Raw genomic sequence first — 415 nt, forward strand, 5'->3', positions numbered from 1 at the left:
CGGTTATGGTCAAATGAATTGTATTTGTTCCCTCGGTTGATTGACGATATATCTTCACCGATAGTTCCAGTTCTCGTACCATACTTCTCAATATAATACTGTTCGTAGCCGCGGGCTTGGCCGTAGTTGACATTTTTATCTAAAGTTTTCATGCTTGCACCTGAAGTTAATCGACCACTAACTCGATGCTCACCTGATCGTCTCATCGGGTCATCAGTAATACCAACATAATAAGGCTCTTTTGCGCCTGAATCGAACAAGCCATAAACATAATATCCGGGAGCATCAACAGCAGTTAACCCCCAAGGGTCAACCCAGCCCAACGGATTCGGCGCATATTGATACAGATTAATCCCACCCAATAACCCAATTGGGTCAGGCATGATAAAACGGCCTATCTGTGGGTCGTAGAATC

Annotated in this window: 1 protein-coding gene; it reads right to left on the minus strand. The window is 44.3% G+C overall.

Annotated features, from left to right (window positions below; translation table 11 throughout):
* A partial coding sequence (locus ACYUCW_RS18185; RefSeq protein ID WP_460409190.1) for an RHS repeat-associated core domain-containing protein occupies positions 1-383 on the minus strand: 383 nt, incomplete at its 3' end.
* Positions 384-415: the final 32 nt, after the last annotated feature.

This window comes from Proteus sp. MB838 (assembly GCF_054767435.1).